Source organism: Azospirillum sp. INR13, from assembly GCF_015390205.1.
Classification (GTDB): Bacteria; Pseudomonadota; Alphaproteobacteria; order Azospirillales; family Azospirillaceae; genus Azospirillum.
In genome coordinates this window covers 75,526-95,740 of record NZ_VUOI01000015.1, presented here as the reverse complement: position 1 = coordinate 95,740, position 20,215 = coordinate 75,526, and the positions used below count along the sequence as shown (strand labels likewise).

Genomic DNA, 20,215 nt, shown 5'->3' with positions numbered 1-20,215 from the left:
GCACCGGCGGCTCGGCTCGCTCACCGCGGCCATCGAGTCGCTGCGCAAGCCGGTGGGGCGCACGCTGGAGCCGCTGCACGACCCCGAACCGGACGGGCTGGCCGCCGCGGTCGCCGACGCCCGCGTCTTCGATCCCGAACACCCGGTCGACGCGGTGGACATCGTGCGCCGGGTGCTGCCGTCGCGGATCCCGCGCACCCGCCACTGGCTGATGCTGGCCGGCGTCCTGGCGCTCCTGGGGCTGTGGGGGATGTGGCGTTACACCGCGCTCAGCGAATGGGCGACGCTGGACGCCGTGCTCGCGGTCTTCCAGAACTTGCGCGACAGCCCGCTGGCGCCGCTGTGGCTGATCCTGGCCTATGTCGCCGGCGGCTACGTCATGTTCCCGCTGACCCTGATGATCGCCGCCACCGCCATCGTGATGGGGCCATGGTGGGGCTTCCCCACCGCCATGGGCGGAGCGGTCGCCTCGGCGGTCGCGATGTTCTGGACCGGGCGGATGGCGGGGCGCGACCTGCTGGACCGCCATGGCGGCCCGCTGATCGCGCGGCTCAACGAGAAGCTGGCCGACAGCGGCATCGCCGCGGTGGCCGGCGTGCGCGCGGTGCCGGTGGCACCCTACACCGTGGTCAACCTTGCCGCTGGCGCGTCGAAGCTGCGATTCGGCGATTACGTGATCGGCACCATGGTCGGTCTTGCGCCCGGCATCCTTGCCTTCAATCTGCTCGGGCACCAGCTTGAACGGACCATCGGCAATCCCGGCGCCGCCGACATCGCGCTGCTGGTGGCGATGGGGGCTGTGGCGATCGGGCTCGGCTGGCTGACCAGCCGGGTGCTCGGCCGGTCGGGGCGGAAGGCTCCGGATGTGGGACAAGACGACAGGGCAGACGAAAGGATTTTGGAACCGTGATCCGTTTCAGCCGTGAGCGTGTCCAGCGCATCGCCGCCGCGTTGCGCGCGGCCCGTGCCCGCCGTCCCCGCCGTGCCGACAACCGCAGTTCCCCGATTCCGGACGGCATGGCCGCGTTCAGCGTCGCCACCTGGAACATCCACAGCTGCGTCGGGCTGGACGCCCGATTCGCACCCGACCGCATCGCCCAGGTGATCCGCGACCTGGAGGTCGACCTGATCGGGTTGCAGGAGGTCGGCTGGCACCATCGCGGCGAATCGGGAATGGACCAGTTCGCCTTCCTGGAACAGCACACGGGCATGAAGGCCTATGCCGGCCCGACAAAGCACAGCGAGCGCGCCCATTACGGCAACTGCCTGCTGACCCGCCTGCCGGTGCGCTCGATGGAGACGATGGACCTCTCCGTCGGCAAGCGCGAGCCGCGCGGCGCCATCGACGCGGTGGTGGAGGTGGAAGGCCGCCCGGTGCGGGTGATCGTCGCCCATCTCGGCCTCGATCCCTGGGAACGGGCCAAACAGGTCGGCGACATCGTGTCGCGGGTGGAAGGGCAACCGGAGCTGCCCACCCTGTTCATGGGCGACCTGAACGAATGGACGCCCAGCTCGCCGCGGCTGCGCCATCTGGCCGCGTCCTTCGCCGACGTCGCCAACCCGCGCAGCTTCCACGCCCGCATGCCGACCCTGCGGCTCGACCGCATCTATGTGACGGGAGGCTTGCAAATCCCCCGCTTTCGAGGTGGTGCGCAGCGTCCTGACCCGTCGGGCATCGGACCATCTGCCGGTCCGCGCCGTACTGGCCGTCCCCTGATCGTCAGCCATTTCCCTGAACGTCAGTATGACCAACGGAGCCGCGCGCCGGGGTCATAGCGGGATTGTTGCGGTTGATAATTTTTTGTGCAGCGCAATGTTCTTTTAACAACAGAGCTTTGCAAATGCGAAGAGGCTCTTGACCTATACGCGACCCCCGACGAAGGATATGGTTGGTAATACGATCAATATCTGGTCGAAGGTATAACGAACCGGACCAACGAACCCTGGCCGACCGGGGGTAGCCGTGACGTGAGGATCTGATTTGCTGTATCACCTGTACGATATGCAACACGCCGCCATGCGGCCGATGCGTTTCTGGGCCGAAGCCGCCCAGCACACCTTCCAGAACCCGCTGGTTCCGCTGTCCTACACCAAGCTGGGCCGGGCGGTCGCCGCCGGGGCCGAGTTGATGGAGCGGACGACCCGCCGCTTCGGCAAGCCGGCCTTCGGGCTGGCGGAGACGGTGGTCGACGGGCAGACCGTGCCGGTCACCGAACGGTTCGTCTGGCAGTCTCCCTTCTGCAAGCTGCTGAACTTCGCCAAGCCGGAAGGCACGCCGCGCCAGCCGAAGGTGCTTCTGGTCGCCCCGATGTCGGGCCACCACGCCACGCTGCTGCGCGGCACGGTGGAGGCGCTGATGCGCGACCACGACGTGTACATCACCGACTGGATCGACGTGCGGCTGGTGCCGATGTCGGCCGGGCGCTTCGACCTCGACGACTACATCGACACGGTGGCGGAGTTGATCCGCTTCCTGGGCCCCAACACCCACGTCATCGCGGTGTGCCAGCCGGCGGTGCCGGTGATGGCGGCGGTGTCGCTGATGGCGGCGGCGGACGAGCCGGTGCAGGCCCGCAGCATGACCCTGATGGGCGGCCCGATCGACCCGATGGCCAACCCGACGACGCCGGTCAAGCTGGCGATGGAACGCCCGCTGAAGTGGTTCGAGCGCAGCGTGATCACCACGGTCCCGGTCTATTATCCGGGTGCCTTCCGCCGCGTCTATCCGGGCTTCATCCAGCTGTCGGGCTTCATGTCGATGAACCTCGACCGCCACATCAACGAGCATGTCGGGCTGTTCCGCCACCTTGTCCGCGGCGACGGCGATTCGGCCGAGCAGCACCGCCGCTTCTACGACGAATATCTGTCGGTGATGGACCTGTCGGCAGAATTCTACCTGCAGACCATCGAGACCGTGTTCCAGAAGCACGCCCTGCCGGAAGGCAAGATGGTCTCGCGCGGCCGCAAGGTGGAGCCGGCGGCAGTCCGCAAGACGGCCGTGATGACCGTGGAGGGCGAGCTGGACGACATCTCCGCCCCCGGCCAGACCATCGCGGCCCAGCGCCTGTGCTCGTCCCTGCCTGACGACATGCGCAAGACGCATTTCCAGAAGGGCGTCGGCCATTACGGCATCTTCAACGGCCGCCGCTGGCGCGAAGCCATCCTGCCGGAAATCCGCAGCTTCATCCGGAGCCACGACGGGGAGTGAGGGCTTCCGGGCGGAGTTAGACCCCCACCAGTCTCCTCCCCCGCTGAGCGGGGGAGGAGACTGGTGGGGGTCTAACTTCGCCCGTCGAAACCTCAATCCACCATCGTCCGCGCTTCGGTGAAGGCATCCATATGCCCCAGCCCGCCGGTCGCGCCTGCCTGCGCCCGCATACCGGCCGTCGCGATGTGGAACAGATAGCCCAGCGCGAACAGCGCCACGAACAGGCCGAACACCAGGGCGTTGTAGTAGACCATCGTCACCAGGGCGAGCACCGCCAGCACCAGCGAGATCGCCGGGAAGACCGGATAGAAGGGCGCGCGGTACGGCCGCTCCAGCGCCGGTTCGGCGGCGCGCAGGCGGAACAGCGCCGCCATGCTCATGATGTACATGACGATGGCGCCGAACACCGACATGGTGACGATGTTGGCGGTCAGCGGCAGGCCGCCGATCTGGATGAACTCGTCGGAATAGATGGCGGCGATGCCCACCACGCCGCCGGCCAGCACCGCCCAGTGCGGCGTCTTGCGGGTCGGGTGCAGGCGGGACAGCACCGGCGGCAGGAAGCCGGCGCGCGACAGCGCGAAGATCTGGCGCGAATAGCCCATGATGATGCCGTGGAAGGAGGCGATCAGCCCGAACAGGCCGATCCACACCAGCATGTGCAGCCAGCCGCTCGATTCGCCGACCACCGCCTTCATCGCCTGGGGCAGCGGGTCGTTGATGTTGGACAGCGCGGTCCAGTCACCCACGCCACCCGCGAAGATCATGGTGCCGAAGGCCAGCACCACCAGCGTCAGGATGCCGCCGATATAGGCGCGCGGCACGGTACGCTTGGGATCCTTGGTCTCCTCGGCCGCCATCGCCGCGCCCTCGATCGCCAGGAAGAACCAGATGGCGAAGGGGATCGCGGCGAAGATGCCGCCGAAGGCGTCCATGCCGAAGCTGTTCGACCCGGCCCAGCCGTTGGCGGTGAAATTGGCCCAGGAGAAGCCGGGGAACACCACGCCCATGAACACCACCAGTTCGAAGATCGCCAGCAGCGTGACGAACAGTTCGAAGGTGGCGGCGATGGACACGCCGGCGATGTTCAGCCCCATGAAGATGACATAGGCGGCGACCGCGGCCAGCTTGGGGTCGAGCCCGGGAAACTGCACGTTCAGATAGGCGCCGATGGCGAGCGCGATGGCCGGCGGCGCGAAGACGAACTCGATCAGCGTGGCGAATCCGGCGACGAAGCCCCCCTTCGGTCCGAATGCGCGGTAGCTGTAGGCGAAGGGACCGCCGGCATGGGGAATGGCGGTCGTCAGCTCGGTGAAGCTGAAGATGAAGGTTGTGTACATCGCCGCGATCAGGATCGTGGTGACGAGGAAGCCGAGCGTTCCCGCCGCCGCCCAGCCGTAGCTCCAGCCGAAATATTCGCCGGAGATCACCAGCCCCACGGCGATCCCCCACAGATGGAGCCCGCTCAGGCTCTTGCTCAATTCAGGCTTCGTGTTCCCAGACATGTTGCCTCCTGCCCCTGTTCAAGGCTTTGGGTTTAGTGGCGTTGGTGTCTATGGCGGCGCTCTCTCACGACCGGTCGGGCAGTTGGTTTTTCTCGTTGTCCGGACCGGCCAGGGACGGGGCGTCCTCCTTCAGGCCGACCCCCGTCAGCTTCAGCCGCGCCGCCTCGGTTGCGAGCCAGCACAGCTTGTCGGCGGCCGTCCGGATGGACAGGCCGTCGGAATGGATGTTGGAAATGCAGTTGCGTTCGGAATCGGCGCGGCCGGCCTGGGGTCCCAGGTCAGATAGACCCCCAGCGATTCCGCGGCCGACAGGCCGGGCCGCTCCCCCACCAGCAGCGCGACCAGCCGGGCGCCCATGGCCGACCCCACCTCGTCGCCCAGCGCCACCCGCGCCTGTCCGGCCAGCACCGCCGGGCCAATGCGCAGATGCCCGAGCCGTGCCACGCAGGCATGGACCAGCGGCGCCGCATTCACCTGCACCGCCGCGGCCGACAGCCCGTCGGCGATCACGAACAACAGGTCCCACTCCCCACCCCGCAGGGTCGCCGCACTGGCAGGGTCCAGCCGGCGGCCGAGATCGGGCCGGCGCAGGTAGGTCGGCCGGTCGGAGGCAGCGCTGTGGACGCGCAGTGTCTCCAGCGGCGACAGGTCGGCGGCGAGACGGTCGAAGTCGACCGCGCTGTGCACGGCATCGCGGGCACGGGCATGGGCCAGTTGGAACTCCAGCAGCGCCTTGGTCGGCAGGGCGTCGCCGCTGCGGCCGAGCGCGATGCGGGCGCGGGTGGCGCTGCGGAAGCGTGCCCATGGATCTTTTGAATTGTCCTTCCGGGTCTCGCTCATGGCGCGGCGCTCCCCAGCAGGGCGGAGACGACGAGGCTCTGGTCGGGCCAGGGCGGCAGGCGGCGCTGCTCGTCGAGCCAGCCGGCCTTGTCCAGCCACGCCTCGAATTCAGGGGCCGGCGGGCGTTTCAGCAGATGCCGCAGGCCCAGCACGTCGTGGTAGGACAAGCTCTGGTAATTCAGCATGACGTCGTCGGCGCCGGGCACCGCGATCAGGAAATTGACCCCCGCGGTCGCCAGCATCGTCATCAGGACGTCCATGTCGTCCTGGTCGGCCTCGGCATGGTTGGTGTAGCAGACGTCGCAGCCCATCGGCACGCCCAGCAGCTTGGCGCAGAAATGGTCCTCCAGCCCGGCCCGCGTGATCTGCTTGGCGTCATAGAGATATTCGGGGCCGATGAAGCCGACCACCGTGTTGACCAGCAGCGGGTCGAAGGCGCGGGCGACGGCATAGGCGCGGGTTTCCACCGTCTGCTGGTCGATGCCGAAATGGGCGTCGGCCGACAGCGCCGATCCCTGCCCCGTCTCGAAATACATGACGTTGTCGCCGATGGTGCCGCGCTTCAGCGATTTGGCCGCCTCCTGCGCTTCGGCCAGCAGCGACAGGGTGACGCCGAAGCCGGCATTGGCCTTCTCGGTGCCGGCGATGGACTGGAAGACGAGGTCGACCGGCGCCCCGCGCTCCATCGCCTGGATCGTCGTGGTGACATGGGCCAGCACGCAGGACTGGACCGGGATGTCGAAGCGGGTGCGCACCGCGTCCAGCATCTCCAAGAGCGCGATGCAGGCCGGCACATTGTCGGTCGCCGGGTTGATGCCGATCACCGCGTCGCCGATGCCGTAGAGCAGCCCGTCGAGCGTGGAGGCGGCGATGCCGGTCGGGTCGTCGGTCGGATGGTTGGGCTGCAGCCGGCTCGACAGCCGCCCCGGCAGCCCGACCGTTGTGCGGAAGCGGGTGACGACCGAGCATTTGGCGGCGACGCAGACCAGATCGTGGTTGCGCATCAGCTTGGACACCGCCGCAACCATCTCCGGCGTCAGGCCGGGGGCGAGCGCCGTCAGCGCAGCGGTATCGGCCTCGTAGGACAGCAGCCAGTCACGGAACTGCCCGACCGTCATGTGCGCCACCGGCCGGAAGGCTTCGGCGTCATGGCCGTCGATGATCAGGCGCGTCACCTCGTCGGTCTCGTAAGCGACCAGCGCCTCGTTCAGGAAGACCTTCAGCGGCAGGTCGGCCAACACCATGCGCGCCGCCACCCGCCGCTCGTCGCTGTCGGCGGCGATGCCCGCCAACTCGTCCCCCGACCTTCGCGGCGAGGCGCAGGCCATCAGCGTCTTCAGGTCGTCGAAACGGTGGCGTTGCCGCCCCAGATCGCAATGGTAACCAGCCATGCCGGCCTCCCGCCCGTCTCATCCCTCGGGCGAGAGTGGCACGGGACGAGCGGCGGGCAGTTGACCGTAGAACACAAAATGCGCGGCTTCCCTGATCCCGCCCCTCTCCCCCACCAGGATCCCCTCTCCCCCCTGGGGAGAGGGGGATACGGGCGGGAGGAGTAACTGAATGGAGACACCCCGGCCCAAGCGCGACCTTCGGCGGCGCAATCGGGTAGACGGCCGAACCTGAAGCCCGGCCATACAGTTGATCACGCACCGCAGCGCGCCGCCCATCACCGGACGCCGCGCGCCACGCAAGAAGGAGTCCGTCATGCTGACGCTGTTGCGCACCGCCGTCCTGGTCCTGCCGCTGGTCGCCGTGGCCGCCTGCCACAATGAAGGCCCGGCCGAGCGTGCCGGCGAGTCCATCGACAACGCCGGCCAGAACATCAAGGACGCCATCGATCCGCCGGGTCCGGCCGAAAAGGCCGGCCGCGCCGTCGACCGCGCGGTGGACTGACACCTCTCCAACCCGCGCCTCTCCAACCCGGCCGGCCCGCTCAGCGGGCCGCGAGGTCCCGCTCCCGCCCGGCCGGCTGGATCCCCGACACCTCCAGCAGCAGTTTGCTGAGGATCGCGTCGGCGAAGGCATCGAAGTCGCGGGCGGGGACCAGGAAGGCGCCGGGGCCGCCGATGACATGGTCGCGGTAATAGCCCTCCAGGTCGTTCGGCGCGGCACCGCCCCACGGGTTGGGCCGGTCGTTCAGGATCGGCAGGCCGTTGATGGTGATGCCGCGGGCGACCGCGGCATCCCGCGCCTCCTCCACCGGGCGGCCGCGGTTGTTCTCGCCGTCGCCCGACAGGTCGATGACCCGCCGCGTGCCCTCGAACCCGTTGTTGTCGAACAGCGGGACGGAATAGTCGATGGCGGAGCTGATGGAGGTCCATTGCTCCGTCATCATCGGCGCTTCCGCCACCATGCCGGCGAAGCGCTCGATGCTGGCCGGATCGCTCAGTTCGGTCCAGCCGACGACGGTGTGCTGGTGGCTTTCCCCCGCCCATTCCACATAGGTGGCGCCGATCCGGCCGAAGGGTCCGCCGCGAATCGCCGCCTGCACCTTCGGGTTCAGAAGCGCCTGGACATAGCCGTTGCGCTGCAGCTTCGCCTCGTCCGGATCGACGCTGCCGGACACGTCCACCGCCAGGACCAGTTCCAGGTCCACCGGCGTCTGGGCCACGGCCGGGGCCGCGGATAAGGACAGGCATAAGGGGGTGAGGATCAGAAGGATGGCCGGGAAGCCGGCCAGGAGACGGGTCGGGAAACGGGCCAAAAGACGGTATGCACGCATACGCACCCCCCTTCGCCACCGGCTGTCCGGACGCCTGGCGTCGGACGAAGGACTGAGGATTGGTATGCGAACGGTCTCTGTCCATGCCCTGTCGGGCGATTCCGGCAGCAATGGAAGGCCAAGGCGGAGTACTCCGCCGCTGCCGCAGCTTGGAGGGAAGCCGGCACCCGTGTCGGCGGCACCGGTAACGGGTGACAAAGGCCCGATTGCCTGCATAGGTTAAGCCGTAAGGGGTACGCCAAACGGCAGAGCCCCCCGCGCATGCCCCGTCCGGCAGTTCATGTCCGCATCAGCCATCGACAAGCCCTCAGGCCGCTCGCCCTCCGCCGCTTTGCCGCGGCCTGCATTGACCGTGTGCGCCCTCTTGGCCGTCTTTACCGCCGGCTGGCCCGGCGTCTGGTCCGGAGCGGCGACGGCGCAGACCGTGCCTCCACCGCTGCATTCGGCCGAACTGATGGCGGCCGAACTGATGGCGCCCGCCCTGCCCAAGCCGGCAGCCCCCGCCCTCCGCGCCATCGAAACGCCCACGGCCTGCGCCGACCACGAACCGGCGGGCAAGCCCGTCCTCGACGCGCTGTTCGGCGGGGATGCGGCCTTCGCGGAACTGGCCCGCAGCAACCCGGCCGAGGCCTTCCGCTGTTCCAGCCTGTTCCCCGGCGAGGCTGCCCTGGCCGCCCTGCGGGAGGCGGTCATGCTCGCCCCCTTCGACGCCGTGGGCGCCGCGGACCAGTTGTCCGCCCGTCCCGGCGGTTCGGAGGTTATCGCCCGTGCGCTCGACATCGGGCTGCTGACGCGCTCGCTGGACAGCGGCCTGCCCTTCTACGAGACGCGTCACGAGCTGCGCAAACGCCTGTCCAAGGAGCATCTGCGCCTGCTGGAAACCCAGGCGGCCAAGGCGCTGTCCGCGTCCCTGGCGCGCCACCCGGCGCTGGTGGGGCCGAAGATCGGCGTGCTGCTGGACGACATGGTGGACGATCCGCCGGCCGATCGCTTCCGCATCACGCTGGCCCTGTCGTCGGAGGATCTGTTCGGTCTGATCGCCCGGATCGGTCCGCAGCTCTACACCTCGTCGCTCGACGGGCTGGTCGACATCCTCCGGATCCAGCTGAAGCAGGAGCGGCGCGGCATCCTCGACCTTGCCCGCGGGGCGCGGACCCGGCCGCTGTGGGCGGACTTCTTCATCGCCGTCGTCGGCGGCGGGCGGGCCGGCAGCCTGTTCGGCACCGACCCCGCCACCGCGCGGGAGCTGATGCGCGAGAGCATCCAGGCCCTGCTGCCGGCGATCCGGACGCCGCAGGCACCGGCAACGAGCGGCATGCCGGATCCCGCGGTGGTCATCGGCGTGCTGGCCGACGCCATGGACCTCGACAACCGCGCGGTCCGCGCCGCGCTGGAGGGCGAACTGGCGGCCTGGTACCGCGACGCGGAGGAAAGCTCCGTCAAGGCGATGGCCGGGTTGGCAGGCAGCCTGCACGCGACGCGCCTGTCCGGCCGGCCGGCCACTCCCGCTTTCGAGGCGGAGCGGTTCCTTCAGCGCCATTCGCTGGGCGCCTCGCCCGTCCTGACCGCGCAGCGCCTGTTCCGCAACGGCCTCAACGTGCAGCGGATGACCTTCTACGACGATCCCGACGGACGCGCGTCCTTCCGCGGCTTCCTGCGGCAGCACCGGATGCAGGGCTGGGCGCTGCACAGCCGGTCCGGCTTCGTCGTCGCCGTCAGCCCCGACCGCCATGGCCGCCGCATCGTCATCGTCGCCGACGTGCCCGGCGCCGGCGATGCGGGACGGGCCGAAGCCTGGGACTGGATGGCGCGCGAAGGGCTGACCCCGTCCATCGTCGTCCACCGCGGCCACAGCTATCACGAGGACGGCACGATGGCGGAGATCGGGCCGGCCACCGCGCTGGTCTTCTGGGGGTCCTGCGGCGGCCACACGCGGCTTCGCGCCACGCTGGAGCGGGCGCCCGACGCGCTGGTCCTGGCAACGCAGAACATCGGCGTGTCGGCCGTCAACGAAACGCTGCTGGGCATCATCGAGGAACGGCTGCTGGCCGACGGCACCATCGACTGGAACGCGGTGTGGACCGACGCCCGCGCCCGCATCCGCGACCGCCGCTTTGCCGCCTACCGGCGTCCCGACCAGGATTCGGCCAACCTCGCCTTCCGCGCCTGGCGGGTCCAGGCGGCTTTTCCTTAACCCTCAAGGCAAGGCATGGCTGAGTTTCGCCGCCGCCGCTTGCGGCGGAACCATGCGCATGGTGCTGTGGTGCATCCGATTGTTGCCCACCCCCGTTGTCGAGGCCCCAGACCATGACGTGGCAGACGCTTGCCTTCTTCTTCGCCACCGCCTTCGTGATCTCGATGACGCCGGGGCCGAACATGCTGCTGGCGATGAGCCTGGGCTTGCGCTTCGGCGCGCGGCGCGCCCGCCTGGGGCGGGGCCGGCATGTGCGTGGCGCTGGCGGTGATGGCGGCGCTGTCGGCCTTCGGGCTGGGCGCCCTGCTCTCCACCTCCGTGCTTGCCTTCGAGATCGTGCGCTGGGCCGGCGTGGCCTATCTGACCTGGCTCGGCATTGCCGCGTGGCGGGCGCCGGTGGAGCCGGCCGGCAACCGCGACGCCGCGGCGTCCGCGACCGGCGAAGGGTCGGCGGCGCGGCTGTTCCTGCGCGGCGCCCTGGTCGCCTTCAGCAACCCGAAGGCGCTGGTCTTCATGGGCGCCCTGTTCCCGCAGTTCATCGATGCAGGCGCGCCGCTGGCGCCGCAGTTGAGCGCGCTGGTCGCCACCATGGTGGTGATCGAGTTCGGCTGGATCATGGCCTATGCCACCGGCGGCGACCGGCTGGCGGCGAAACTGACGACGGTGTCGGCGGCGAAGTCGCTCAACCGGCTGACCGGCGGCCTGATGATCGGCGCCGGCGGCCTTCTGGCGCTCGCCCGCCGGGTCTGACGCACCGGCCCCGTCCTTCCCTCCCGCTCCCGGAAAGAAAAAGGGCCGCGCAGATGCGCGGCCCTGAAGTTTAGGGAGGAAACGCCCCGAGAATGGGCAAGGCCAAGATATGCTGCGCCGCACACGAAGTGGTATTACCAATGCTGAATGGTAGCCATGCGCTGCGCGAATGGACCTATGCAGCAATATGCATTGTCAGCAATAAGCACCGGATCTCGGTTACAAAAATTTCATAGAACCGCCGTGCTCGAGTCATCGCCCGCCCTATTAATGCATCGGTTTGCCACGTCCCCGAAGGGTTACCCAAATGGAGGCGTGGCGGTGCGAAACCCGCGGTCGAGGAACGGTGCGATGGCGATCCCAGTCCTGCGCAGCTTGACGCTGAAGCAGGCGATTCATGCGGTCCTGGCCGCCTTCGTCATCGGATTCGCCATCACCGCGGTGGAGTTCACCTGGACCGCCTCGCGCGAGCGGACGATGGCGCTGGCCAGGATCGGGGAGGCGGCCGCTCTGGTGGAGGGGCCGGCCGCCACCGCTGCCTGGCTGATCGACGGCGATCTGGCCGGGCAGGTGCTGGACGGCATGGTGCGCGCGAATGCCGGCTGGGCGGAGATCCGGCTGGGGGACGGCACGCTGCTGGCCCGGCGCGAACAGGCCGCCCCGCCGATGACGCTGCTGGGACGGGCGGCGACCGCGCTGCTCTTTGCTGACCGGCCGACCCTGGTCCATGACCTCCCCCTCCCCGCAGCCGACCGCAGCACGTCGGCGGACAATGCGGCAGACAATGCGGCAGGCAGCCGCCGTATCGTCGGCCGGCTGGCGGTCGGAATCGACACCGGGCGGGCGGCGGCAGGCTTCCTCGCCTATGTCTCGGCGGCGCTGGTCGCGGGGACCCTGCGCAATCTCCTGATCGGGCTGGCGATGGCGGCGGTGTTCCACCGGCTGCTGACCCGTCCGCTTCTGCAGATCGGCCGCGCGGTGGCGCGCATCGATCCGGAGAAGCCCTACGGCCAGCCGCTGGTGGTGCCCCGCGGCCATGCCGACGACGAACTCGGCTTCGTCATCACCCGCTTCAACCACACCCTGACCCTGCTGGAGCAGGAGCATGACGAGTTGCGCCGGCTGGCGACCCGCTGCCCGCTGACCGGGCTGGCGAACCGCGCGCTGCTGCTCGACCGGCTGGACCACGCCATCGATCTGGCGGAGCGCGCGCGGGAACCGGGCGCCGGCCGGCTTGCGGTGCTCTATGTCGACCTCGACCGCTTCAAGCGGGTCAACGACAGCCTGGGGCACGGGGTGGGCGACCTGCTGCTCTGCCGGGTGGCGGAGCGGCTCGGCGCCAGCGTCCGGCGTTGCGACACCGTCGGCCGGCTGGGCGGCGACGAGTTCCTGGTGGTGCTGGAGCGCGTCGCCGACGGCGAGGAGGCGGCGATGGTGGCGCAACGGCTGCTGGACGGCCTGTCCACCCTGCGCGAGGTGGGCGACCACCGCGTCCACGTCACCGCCAGCATCGGCATCGTCCTCCACCCCATGGACGCTGCGGCCGGCGCGGGTGCCGTGGACGGCGCCGGGCTGATGCGGATGGCCGATTCGGCGATGCAGGCGGCCAAGGCGGCGGGCGGCAACCGCTTCGTCTTCCACACGCGCGACATGACCGACCGCGCCGAAACCCGCCTGCGGCTGGAGGCCGGACTGCGCGAGGCGGTGGCGGCCAAGTCCTTCGAACTGGTCTACCAGCCGAAGATCGAGGCGGCCGGCGGCCGGCTGACCGGCTTCGAGGCGCTGATCCGCTGGCGGCACGAGGGGGCGGCGATCTCCCCCGCCGATTTCATCCCGGTCGCCGAGGACACCGGCCTGATCATCGAGATCGGCCATTGGGTGCTGGAGGAGGCGTGCCGGACCGCCACCCGCTGGGCGCTGGACCACGGCCCGGTGCCGGTCGCGGTCAACGTCTCCGCCCGCCAGCTCGCCGATCCCGGCTTCGCCCGGCTGGTCGAACAGGTACTGCAGCGCCACGGCACCCCGCCCGACCTGCTGGAGCTGGAGATCACCGAGACCGTCATCATGAAGGACGTGCGCCACCATCTGCCGACGCTGAACCGCTTGCGGGCGTTGGGCGTGCGCATCGCCATCGACGATTTCGGCACCGGCTATTCCTCCCTGGCCTACTTGCGCGAACTGCCGGTGGACGTGCTGAAGATCGACCGCAGCTTCGTCAACGACCTGCCGCACGCGCCCGACATCGCCTCCACCGTCATCGCCCTGGCCCAGAAGCTGCTGCTCTCCACCGTGGCGGAGGGGGTGGAGACCGCCGAACAGCGCCATTGGCTGGCCGAAGCCGGCTGCAACTGCCTGCAGGGCTTTCTGATCTCGCGCCCGCTGTCAGCCGATGCCGCCGAGGCGATGGTGATGACGGCCTTCGCCTGCGACGAGGCGCTGCCGCTGACGGCGTGAGGGGCAGAGCGCCAAGTAACTTCTTGAACTTGGCGAAAATGGAACTGAGTTTCATTTGCCGATCTCCATCACCCACAAGTTTCCGTCCGCATTCCGCACCGGTTTGCCGATATTCGCCCACCCATTCACATCAGGATGGCCTGATATTCCGGACGAACAATTGCGGCGCCGGACAGCACCTCCTTATGAGTATTTTCAAACAAAAAATATGACCGCATGGGAACGGATCGTTCTCCATTCGCCAATAAGCACTCATAAAAGGAACGCCCGATGTACCGAGATCGCATTCGCCTGAAGTCGCTATGGGGCAAGGTCGTGCCGGCGGAAGAAGCCGCCTTCCTGATCAAGGACGGCATGACGGTGGGCATGAGCGGCTTCACCCGCGCCGGCGACGCCAAGGCCGTGCCGCTGGCGCTGGCCGAACGCGCCGCGTCCGAGAAGCTGAAGATCACGCTGATGACCGGCGCCTCGCTGGGCAACGACGTGGACCGCATCCTGACCGAGGCCGGCGTTCTGTCGCGCCGCCTGCCCTTCCAGGCCGACCCGGTGCTGCGCAAGGCGATCAACCGCGGCGAGGTGATGTTCGTCGACCAGCACCTGTCGGAGACGGTGGAGCTGCTGCGCTCGCGCCAGATGGGGCCGGTCGACGTCGCGGTGATCGAGGCCTGCGCCATCACCGAAAACGGCGGAATCGTGCCGACCACCTCCATCGGCAATTCGGCGACCTTCGCCATCCTGGCCGAGAAGATCATCATCGAGCTGAACCTGACCCAGCCGCTGGATCTGGAGGGGATGCACGACGTCTACATCCCGACCCGCCGCCCCTTCCGCGAGCCGATCCCGGTGGTGACCGCGGAAAGCCGCGCCGGCCTGCCCTATATCCCGATCGACCCGTCGCGGATCGCGGCCATCGTGGTGACGCGCAAGCAGGACAGTTCCGCCAGCATCCTGCCGCCGGACGACGAGACCAACGCCATCGCCGGCCACCTGATCGAGTTCCTGGGCCGCGAGGTGAAGCAGGGTCGGATGGGCCGCTCGCTGGCGCCGCTGCAGGCCGGCATCGGCACCATCGCCAACGCCGTGCTGCACGGGCTGATCGACGGGCCGTTCCACGACCTGACCATGTACAGCGAGGTTCTGCAGGACAGCACCTTCGAGCTGTTCGAAGCCGGCAAGCTGAACTTCGCCTCGGGCTCCTCGATCACGCTCAGCGCCGGGAAGTATGCAGAGGTGCTGCCGAAGATCGGCTCCTACAAGGGCCGGCTGCTGCTGCGTCCGCAGGAGATCTCCAACCATCCGGAGGTGATCCGCCGCCTGGGCGTCATCGGCATCAACACGGCGCTGGAGTGCGACATCTACGGCAACGTCAACTCCACCCACGTCAACGGCACGCAGATGATGAACGGCATCGGCGGTTCCGGCGACTTCGCCCGCAACAGCCATCTCGCCATCTTCGTCACCAAGTCGCTGGCAAAGGGCGGCGCGATCTCCAGCGTCGTGCCGATGGTCACCCATGTCGACCACAACGAGCATGACGTCGATGTTCTGGTGACGGAGGTCGGGCTGGCCGACCTGCGTGGTCTGGCACCGCGCGAGCGGGCGGAGACCATCATCCGCAACTGCGTCCATCCCAGCTACCGCGACCTGGCGGCCGACTATCACCGCCGGGCACTTCAACGCGGTGGACACACCCCGCATTTGCTGGAGGAGGCCTTCGCCTGGCACACCCGCTTCCAGCAGACCGGCAGCATGATGCCGAAGCCGCTGGCCGCCGAATAGGACCCCTCAAAAACGGGCGGGCCGCGGAAATCCGCGGCCCGTCCCCGTTACCCATATGCCGTCATACGTGCTGCCCGCCATTACGCTCCAAGTACAGGAGCAGGGCGGGGTAGTAGTGCTTGCGCTCGGACGAAATCTTCTCGCAGAAACGCCGGGCAGCACCACTCTTGAGCCATTCCTCAAGCTGCCCATTTTCCCGCTTTTCCGCGACGATGGTGTCGATCGCGTCCAAAATCTTGTGAATCACCTCAGGCCTCGTCTTGTGCAAACCGGAGCGGCGTCTTCGTCGCCCTCACAGTCTTATATGGCCCAGGTGATGGTGAATGGCCCTGCATTCTGGGAATGGCTGCGTGTTGCAATGCACAAAACCGGTGGCCTCACGCCCTCTCCCGCTCATCCTCGGACGGGCGCAGGGCCTGTCCGGTCGGGCACAGGCGCAGCAGCACGCAGCGGTCGCAGGCCGGCGCCTGATGATAGCAGCAGCGCTGGCCGTGCAGCATCATGACCTCGTGGTTGTCGTAGACCTGCTGGGCGTCCCACTCCGCCGGCAGTTGCGCCGACAGCACGGCGTGGGAAGGGCCGACGGCGACGTTGGCGGGGATCAGGCCGGTGCGGACGGCGACGCGGTGGTGATGGCTGTCCACCGGCAAGGCCGCCTGCCGCAGGGTGGAGAAACTCAACACCGCCGCGCTGGTCTTCGGTCCCACCCCCGGCAACTCCTCCAGCCACGCGCGGGCCTCGGGCACCGGCATGCCGGACAGCAGGTCGAGCGACAGGCTGCCGACCCGCTCGGTGATGCGGCGCAGGATGGCCTGGATGCGCGGTGCCTTCTGTTCCGGCCAAGTGACACCGGCGATGGTCGTCTCCACCTCGGCGGCCGGGGCGTCGCGCACCGACTCCCAGTCGGGCCAGCGCCGCCGCAGCGCCTTGAAGGCAGCGCCGGAGGCCGCATTCCGGGTGCGGTGCGACAGCAGCGACGATACCAGCTCGCTCAGCGGGTCGAGGCTGTGGAAATAGGCCACCGGGCAGCCATAGACGGTGCACAGCAGCCGGTGGATTTCGAGCGCCTTGTCGCGCAGCGCAGCGGGGTCGGTCATAAGAACCGACAACAGCCGAGCCGGTAAGGCGTTACCGGTAAATCATCACGCCACTTTCCAGCCGCACTATCCCACCAGCCCCGACATCACCGCGCGCAGCTGCGCCGGCTTGACCGGCTTGTTCAGCACCAGACAGCCGGCCGCCTTGGCCTCGTCCGCCAGTTCCGGCGTGCGGTTGGCGGTGACGATCACGGCGGGCAGGATGCGGCCGCAGGCGGCGCGCAGCCGCGCCACCTCGTTGACGCCCAGCGCCCCGTCGTCGAGGTGATAGTCGGCGATCAGCAGGTCCGGCGGCTGCGGCATGCCGGACAGCATGGCCAGCGCCTCGTCGCCGTTGGTGGCCGACACCACGTCGCAGGCCCAGCCACGCAACAGTGCCTCCATCCCCGCCACCACCGCCGGCTCGTTGTCCAGCACCAGCACCGAGGTGCCGGCCAGCCGGTTGGTCATCGGCCGGGCGGCGATGCTGGCCGGGCGCACGGCGCGGCGCTCCGTCCCCCGCGGCACGGTGACGGCGAAGACCGAACCGCGGCCCGGCTCAGACCGCACGGTGATCGGGTGGTCCAGCATGCGGGCGACGCGGTCGACGATGGCGAGGCCCAGCCCCATGCCACGGTCGCGCCCCTTGGTGACGGGCGTGTCGAGACGGCGGAATTCCTGGAAGATCTCGGCGATCTTGTCGCGCGGGATGCCGGGCCCGTTGTCCCACACCTCGATGCGGATGCCGTCGCCGGTCCGGCGGCAGCCAACCACCACCCGGCCGCCCTGGACATAGCGCAAGGCATTGGACAGGAAATTCTGCACGATCCGGCGCAGCAGCCGCATGTCGCTGCGCACCACCGCCCCCGATCCCACCACCTTGAGGTCGATGCCGCGCTCCGCCGCCACGGCGGCATATTCGGTGGCGAGCGGCGCCAGGATGCCGCGCAGAGGGAAATCGGTCAGCTCCGGCGTCACCGCCCCGGCGTCGAGCTTGGAGATATCCAGCAACGCCGACAGCAGATCCTCCACCGACGCCAGGGCGAGGTCGATGTTGTCCACCAGTTCGGCATTGCCGGCCGGCTGCTCCAGGTCGGCGAGCGCCGAGACGAACAGGCGGGCGGCGTTCAACGGCTGCAGCAGGTCGTGGCTGGCGGCGGCGATGAAGCGGGTCTTGGACAAATTGGCCTGATCGGCCTGGGATTTCGCCTGCTGCAGCTGGTCGTTCAGCATCATCAGCGCGGACTTCTCCGCCTGTTCGGATTCGCGCCGCCGCTCCTCCTCGCGCTTGATGACGGTGATGTCGGTGTAGACGCCGACGATGCCGCCGTCCCGCGTGCGCCGCTCGTTCACCTGGATCCAGCGGCCATCCGACAGCCGGTTCAGGAAAACGCCCTTCAGGTCGTGGCGATGCTCCATCCGCTCGCGCAGCCAGACGTCGGGCGGCGGCTCGCTGACCGCGCCGGCGGCGGCGACCATCGCCACCAGATCGTTGAAGCGGATGCCGGCCTGGATGCGCCCGGCCACCGAGGGCCAGTAGGACAGGTATTTGCGATTGCACAGCACCAGCCGGTCCGCGGAGTCGAACAGGGCAAATCCCTCGTTCACCGACTCGATCGCCTCGAACAGCCGGGTGCGCATGGTGTCCGCCAGCTCCTTGGCGCGGGCGAGGTCGCGGTTGCTGTCCTCCAGCTTATGCAGGGCGCGTTCCAGCTCCAGCGTGCGCTCGCGGATCTTCTGCTCCAGCACGATGGCGGTTTGGAACAGCGAGAAGGCGCCGCCCTGGAAGTCCATCGACCGCTCGACACGGTCCATCAACACCTTGTTGATGCGCTGGAGCTTGGCGTTCTCGCGCTCAAGCTCGGCGATGCGGTCGGCGGGGTCGATCGTCCCGGCGGTCAGGCTGCGGGTGGGGATGCCGGCCATGGCTTAGCGCCCTCCGATGGCGACGCCCGTGAAGGTCTGGTTGACGTGCATGCCGTTCACCTGTTCGCCATAGGCGCAAAATCCGACAACCCGGTGACGGGCCAACCGTTCCGACATCACCGCATTCAATTGCCGCTGCTCCATCTCCAGCCGGCGCAGGATGCAGTCGCAGCCGAGGATCAGGTCGGGCGCGCCGACCTCCGCCTCGATGCCCTCGATCAGCCCGTCGAAGTTGGAAACGGGATCCACCCCCTCCGCCACGGTCAGGACGATGCCCTCGTCGATGGCGCAGAAGAAGGTCAGGCTCTCGTCGTCGTTCACCTTCTGGATGGACCGGACATGGTACTGGCCGCCGACCCGCACCACCACCGGGTGGGAGGCGAAGATCATCGGGGTCAGCGGCTCCCCCTCCAGCCCGACCAGCCGGGCGTATTCGCGGCCCGCCGGCTCGGCATTGATCTCATGGACGATGCGGTGCTGCGGATCGGCGCCGGTGACCACCATCTTGCGGTCGGAACTGACGAAATGCTGGGTGCGGAAGACGGTGAAGGGGCGGTTGGTCGTGAACAGCGCCACCACCGCCGCGTTGGGGTGGAACGCGCCCTCATGCAGGACGAAGGTACGCTCGAAATGCAGGTCGTCGCCGGCCGAGGCGCCGAACAGCGGGATGTCGATCAGCGCGCTGTGCAGTGCGCTGACCACCGTCTCCTCGCTCATCGACAGGCCGTCGATCAGCAGCATGGCGAAGCTGCGGGCGTCCTCGCCCAGCGGCACCGGCCGCGAGGCCAGCGCCCGGTCGCGCCGCGACAGCAGGGAGCGCGCGATGGCCGTGCTGTCGGCGATCTCGAAGCGGTCGACATGGTCCACGAGTGCCGTGACGACGCAGAAATCCTCGGTCGGGAAGCCCACCGCCACCAGGGCGTTGGTGGTGTAGCCGCCGGGGCCGATCTCCCCCGCTGTGGTGCAGCCGATCACCGGCACCATGCCGAACTCCGCCGCCAGCGCATCGGCCAGGGCGTGGCGGTCGTAACTGGGCGCGCAGAAGACGAGCACCAGTTCCAGCGCCACATCGCCCAGCCCGGCGCGCAGCTCCCTTGCCGCCTCTTCGGGGCGTTCGGCATGGGTGACGGCGCGCGGCATGCCGTCGCCGGTCGCCGTCCTCGCCGGCCCCTTCACGGAAGTCTCCCGTGCGGACATGGCTTCCCCCTGCACCTCCCGCTCCGTCCGCGGATGCGATCCGGCAAGGGTACTCCAGGGATGGCGGCGGGCAAGGCCAATCCGCGGGCCGGTGAAGGAGGACATGGTGGAGGATGGCTCCCCGGTGATGGTCTGTCAGAGAGTGTTTGCAGGTTGCGGATCGGAAAGGCCCGCCAATTCCTCATCCGTGAACAGGCGGGCCTTGGCGGTGAAGCGCACGCCGTCCGGCGCCTCGATCGAGAAGCCGCCGCCGCGCGCCTGGATAACGTCCAGGATGACCTGGGTGTTGCGCCACCATTGGAAGGTGTCGTCGCCCATGCAGAAGGGCGCACCGGCGACCGTGCCGAGACAAAGGTCGCGCTCGCCCAGACGGAACTCCCCAGCGGCAGGCAGAGCGGCGCCGACCCGTCGCAGCAGCCGCCCGACAGGTGCAGCATCAGCGGGCCGTGCTTGGCCGACAGGCGGTCCAGCAGGGCGATGGCTTCGGGGGTGGCGATGACGCGGTCCGTGGGCGTGGGGGCGGCTGGCATGGTGGTCCTTTATCACGAAACCACGCGGGGAAAG

The 20,215-nt window shown here is 68.7% G+C and carries 15 protein-coding genes and 2 pseudogenes; 8 read left to right on the top strand and 9 right to left on the bottom strand.

Annotated features, from left to right (window positions below; genetic code table 11):
* From F1643_RS13110 to F1643_RS13100, 3 genes are all read left to right on the top strand, one after another.
* A partial coding sequence (locus F1643_RS13110) for a TVP38/TMEM64 family protein (RefSeq protein ID WP_194913606.1) occupies nt 1–910 on the top strand: 910 nt, incomplete at its 5' end.
* A complete protein-coding gene (locus tag F1643_RS13105; RefSeq protein ID WP_370540584.1) occupies nt 907–1,776 on the top strand; it encodes an endonuclease/exonuclease/phosphatase family protein in 870 nt (289 codons plus the stop codon). The genes F1643_RS13110 and F1643_RS13105, both read left to right, overlap by 4 nt.
* A gap of 205 nt (nt 1,777–1,981) precedes the next feature.
* Entirely contained in the window at nt 1,982–3,208 is a 1,227-nt protein-coding gene (locus tag F1643_RS13100) for a polyhydroxyalkanoate depolymerase (RefSeq protein ID WP_194913605.1), read from the top strand.
* A 92-nt stretch (nt 3,209–3,300) separates the two neighbouring features.
* Here the strand turns inward: F1643_RS13100 and eat are convergent, their stop codons facing one another.
* The 3 genes and pseudogenes from eat to F1643_RS13085 form a co-directional block, all read right to left on the bottom strand.
* Entirely contained in the window at nt 3,301–4,713 is a 1,413-nt protein-coding gene (gene eat / locus F1643_RS13095) for an ethanolamine permease (protein WP_194913604.1), read from the bottom strand.
* Between the two features lie 64 nt (nt 4,714–4,777).
* Nucleotides 4,778–5,553 (bottom strand): annotated as a pseudogene (gene eutC, locus F1643_RS13090) (ethanolamine ammonia-lyase subunit EutC).
* Nucleotides 5,550–6,944, bottom strand: a complete 1,395-nt coding sequence (locus F1643_RS13085; RefSeq protein WP_194913603.1) for an ethanolamine ammonia-lyase subunit EutB — start codon at nt 6,942–6,944, stop codon at nt 5,550–5,552. Before F1643_RS13085 ends, eutC begins: the two are co-directional and overlap by 4 nt.
* A gap of 313 nt (nt 6,945–7,257) precedes the next feature.
* Here F1643_RS13085 and F1643_RS13080 point away from each other — a divergent pair, with 313 nt between their 5' ends.
* Nucleotides 7,258–7,446, top strand: a complete 189-nt coding sequence (locus tag F1643_RS13080; protein ID WP_255542731.1) for a hypothetical protein — start codon at nt 7,258–7,260, stop codon at nt 7,444–7,446.
* Nucleotides 7,447–7,486: 40 nt separating this feature from the next.
* On the opposite strand, the gene F1643_RS13075 is transcribed toward F1643_RS13080, so the two are convergent.
* On the bottom strand, nt 7,487–8,275 hold the full coding sequence (locus F1643_RS13075; RefSeq protein ID WP_194913602.1) for a DUF1194 domain-containing protein: 789 nt from the start codon (nt 8,273–8,275) through the stop codon (nt 7,487–7,489).
* Nucleotides 8,276–8,639: 364 nt separating this feature from the next.
* Between F1643_RS13075 and F1643_RS13070 the strand changes: the two genes are divergently transcribed.
* The 4 genes from F1643_RS13070 to F1643_RS13055 all read left to right on the top strand — a co-directional run bounded on the left by F1643_RS13070 (nt 8,640) and on the right by F1643_RS13055 (nt 15,452).
* Nucleotides 8,640–10,469, top strand: coding sequence for a hypothetical protein (locus F1643_RS13070; RefSeq protein ID WP_255542730.1), 1,830 nt, complete (start codon nt 8,640–8,642; stop codon nt 10,467–10,469).
* 249 nt (nt 10,470–10,718) lie between these two features.
* Nucleotides 10,719–11,219 (top strand): LysE family transporter, encoded by a 501-nt coding sequence (locus F1643_RS13065; RefSeq protein ID WP_255542729.1) that lies wholly within the window; start codon nt 10,719–10,721, stop codon nt 11,217–11,219.
* A gap of 351 nt (nt 11,220–11,570) precedes the next feature.
* The gene (locus tag F1643_RS13060) at nt 11,571–13,673 is read left to right on the top strand and encodes a bifunctional diguanylate cyclase/phosphodiesterase (protein ID WP_194913601.1); all 2,103 of its coding nucleotides are present in this window, start codon (nt 11,571–11,573) and stop codon (nt 13,671–13,673) included.
* A 270-nt stretch (nt 13,674–13,943) separates the two neighbouring features.
* Nucleotides 13,944–15,452 carry an acetyl-CoA hydrolase/transferase family protein gene (locus F1643_RS13055; RefSeq protein WP_194913600.1) on the top strand — a complete coding sequence of 503 codons (1,509 nt, stop codon included), beginning with the start codon at nt 13,944–13,946 and terminating at the stop codon, nt 15,450–15,452.
* A 61-nt stretch (nt 15,453–15,513) separates the two neighbouring features.
* Here F1643_RS13055 and F1643_RS13050 read toward each other — a convergent pair whose 3' ends face one another.
* The 5 genes and pseudogenes from F1643_RS13050 to F1643_RS13030 form a co-directional block, all read right to left on the bottom strand.
* Nucleotides 15,514–15,699 carry a hypothetical protein gene (locus F1643_RS13050; protein WP_194913599.1) on the bottom strand — a complete coding sequence of 62 codons (186 nt, stop codon included), beginning with the start codon at nt 15,697–15,699 and terminating at the stop codon, nt 15,514–15,516.
* Nucleotides 15,700–15,829: 130 nt separating this feature from the next.
* A complete protein-coding gene (gene nth, locus F1643_RS13045; RefSeq protein ID WP_194913596.1) occupies nt 15,830–16,549 on the bottom strand; it encodes an endonuclease III in 720 nt (239 codons plus the stop codon).
* 66 nt (nt 16,550–16,615) lie between these two features.
* Nucleotides 16,616–18,454 (bottom strand): hybrid sensor histidine kinase/response regulator, encoded by a 1,839-nt coding sequence (locus F1643_RS13040; RefSeq protein ID WP_194913594.1) that lies wholly within the window; start codon nt 18,452–18,454, stop codon nt 16,616–16,618.
* A gap of 3 nt (nt 18,455–18,457) precedes the next feature.
* Nucleotides 18,458–19,630 carry a nitric oxide-sensing protein NosP gene (gene nosP / locus F1643_RS13035; protein WP_370540583.1) on the bottom strand — a complete coding sequence of 391 codons (1,173 nt, stop codon included), beginning with the start codon at nt 19,628–19,630 and terminating at the stop codon, nt 18,458–18,460.
* Nucleotides 19,631–19,786: 156 nt separating this feature from the next.
* Nucleotides 19,787–20,088: pseudogene (locus tag F1643_RS13030) on the bottom strand (DUF779 domain-containing protein).
* Nucleotides 20,089–20,215 lie beyond the last annotated feature (127 nt).